This is a genomic window from Cupriavidus sp. 05T313, from assembly GCF_056396665.1.
In genome coordinates this window covers 1-2,324 of sequence record NZ_JBFTLX010000458.1, presented here as the reverse complement: position 1 = coordinate 2,324, position 2,324 = coordinate 1, and the positions used below count along the sequence as shown (strand labels likewise).

Annotated in this window: 5 protein-coding genes and 1 pseudogene; 1 reads left to right on the top strand and 5 read right to left on the bottom strand. The window is 62.2% G+C overall.

The features are described from left to right. Positions 1-218: 218 nt before the first annotated feature. The 4 genes from AC1DKD_RS40750 to AC1DKD_RS40735 form a co-directional block, all read right to left on the bottom strand. The gene (locus AC1DKD_RS40750) at positions 219-437 is read right to left on the bottom strand and encodes a hypothetical protein (RefSeq protein WP_441634470.1); all 219 of its coding nucleotides are present in this window, start codon (positions 435-437) and stop codon (positions 219-221) included. Between the two features lie 105 nt (positions 438-542). Further along, a complete protein-coding gene (locus AC1DKD_RS40745; protein ID WP_441634472.1) occupies positions 543-776 on the bottom strand; it encodes a hypothetical protein in 234 nt (77 codons plus the stop codon). Positions 777-793: 17 nt separating this feature from the next. Beyond that, a complete protein-coding gene (locus AC1DKD_RS40740) occupies positions 794-1,243 on the bottom strand; it encodes a DnaB-like helicase C-terminal domain-containing protein (RefSeq protein ID WP_441634474.1) in 450 nt (149 codons plus the stop codon). Between the two features lie 33 nt (positions 1,244-1,276). Further along, positions 1,277-1,501 (bottom strand): hypothetical protein, encoded by a 225-nt coding sequence (locus AC1DKD_RS40735; protein WP_477144694.1) that lies wholly within the window; start codon positions 1,499-1,501, stop codon positions 1,277-1,279. Positions 1,502-1,518: 17 nt separating this feature from the next. Between AC1DKD_RS40735 and AC1DKD_RS40730 the strand changes: the two genes are divergently transcribed. Next, positions 1,519-1,785, top strand: a complete 267-nt coding sequence (locus tag AC1DKD_RS40730) for a hypothetical protein (RefSeq protein WP_441634478.1) — start codon at positions 1,519-1,521, stop codon at positions 1,783-1,785. Positions 1,786-2,112: 327 nt separating this feature from the next. Here the strand turns inward: AC1DKD_RS40730 and AC1DKD_RS40725 are convergent. Then, positions 2,113-2,324 (bottom strand): annotated as a pseudogene (locus AC1DKD_RS40725) (porin); the annotation flags it as partial.

Here is a 2,324-nt window from a genome sequence, read left to right as displayed (position 1 = left end):
CTTAAGCTGACACACCGGGTGGGCCTATGGTTATGCTGAGGATGGTGACCAAGGCGGGATTCGAACCCGAACCGGACCTCTCTCGGCTAGCGATATCGCCTGTCCGTTTGCCTTTCGACTTTCAGCGCGCCTCCAGAACTGCCGCTACAGCCCCGCGCCTCTTGGTCACCATCCCCAGAATGCCAAAAAGCCCGCTGGGCGAACCATGCGGGCTTGCGTCATTCTTCTTCCACACGCGCCTGCATAAACCGGCGCTCTTGGACGGTCCGCTCACCCATATGCCGGCGCGGGTTGCCACACATCCAGCAGCTGCACAGCGTCGGCGTCCACACGGCGCGGCCGATCTCTCGTTCGTTGCGCAGCCCGCAGAGGTAGTTGCGCCGATACACCTTCAGCCGTGCRACTTGCGCGCGGCGGTACGCCCTTCCTTTCGTCATCTCGACTCCTTTCCGTAGGCCGGAGACGCGAAAGCCCGCTCAAGGCGGGCTCTGGGGACAACTGCTGCGAGTGTGGGCAGATATTAGGCCTACTGTCCCAGAAACTCAAGCTGCTTGTAAGGAATCGCCCTCGATCACGCCGTGGGCACGGAAACTGGTGGTCAGCGTCTCGTCCGCCCGCTTCTCCAACGCGGCCAGGTGGGCGACCAGTACCTTATTCGCCCGCTCGTACGTGCTCTTGCTCCCGCCGCACTCGGCCGCGATCTGCCGGAACGAGAAATCCTGATCCGCCCTCTCCCGCCCGGCGTACCTGCGCCAGACCAGCGCCAGCAAGGCCATGTCGTTTCCCACGCCAATCAGGCTCTGGTAGTACCCGGCCAAGCCGCGCACACCAGCGGCGCGCTCGAGCTGGTAGGCATACCGCGCCCAGATGACGTTGCGCTCATGTTCAGCCCGATGTCGGTCGTCAGCGCGGTCTTGCCCATCGACGGGCGGCCGGCCACGATGACCAGATTGCCTTGGCGCAGCCCGCCGTTGAGCGCCGTATCCAGGGAATTGAGCCCGGTGGGAATCGCCATCTCGCCGGAGCCGCGGGCGCGCGCGTCGACCGAATCGCAGAACTCGGCCAGCAGCTCGCGCAGCAGTGCGCGGTCGCGGACGATCTCGGCGTAGCGGGCGATATTCGCGGCGCTGGGCGTGCGGTGAGCCAGCTCGGTCAGGTAGCCCAGGCCACCGGCGCGATCGGCGTGGCCCTGCCCTTGCTGCGCCTCGAAGACCGTCACCACGTCGGCCGGGCGGTTGCCCATCGGTTGCCCATCCCATCGGCCGCGCCGAAGGTGTCAGGCCTGTCCACCCGCAAGAACTGGAAAGCGCGCTGCACCGACAAGATGGCGCTGATCCGCTTCGTGGCCGCGCACCCCGAGCACCAGCACCTGCTGGAGGTCAACCAATCCGCGCTCAACCAGCTGGCCAAGGCCCAGAAGGACGCCATGCGCATCGAGGGCGTCGAGGCCTACCCGGACGAGGTCATGTCCGCGCGCGCTGCCCAAATCCCAAACCGCCACCACCGCTCGACACCGAAATGGTTCGGATCAACCACATCAACACCCGCAACGAGAAGCACGGCGACGACAACGTGCTCAACGAGGCCAAGGTCAACAAGCTCTCTTTCGACTTCCAGGAAGGCGGCACCGTATTCGTCAACTTCCGCGTGCAGGCCCACCCGGACAAGAAGACCACCGCTCGCATTCTCCAGCTGCTTGGCCAGGAAGTGAAACTTGGAGCAATATCTCTAAGATGCGAATATTTTGTTAACGGCAGCTGCGACCGCACGCATCTCTTCGGTTGACGAGTCAATGGAGGTAGCGGCTTCGCCTTCCAGATCCGTCTCTACGAACTCCATCGGCGCCGCGCCTACGAAAGTTACTTAGCCTTTTCGCATTTTTCCAGTCACAGAAGCCTCCATTTTCTTCCCGCATTCTCCCACCATCTTGCGTAACCGCTTTGGTAACGTGACAGTGCCCCTCAAGCAAGTGCGCCCCGCCGGGCGCACCAAAAATAGTGCCGCGGAGGCAGCACAAAGAGCATGTGAGAGAAGCGCATGCACGCGAGCATTCCGCAGGACTGCCCGCACCACTGCGCAAGTAAGCCCTTGTCACATACCGTTGGACTGTCTTTAGAACTTGTGGCGAATACCCGCGGCGACACCGAGCATATTGCTTTGACCGCTGGCTAGCGTGTAGCTATTGCCAAGGGAAAGGCTGTTAGCAAAGCCAATCATCGGGGAATCCAGTCCCAGACCCGCATTCTTTGAATATGCCGTGGTCAGGTAGACATCAGTCCGCTTGGAAAGCGTGTAGTCCGCGATAAAGGCAACTTGCCATGGGT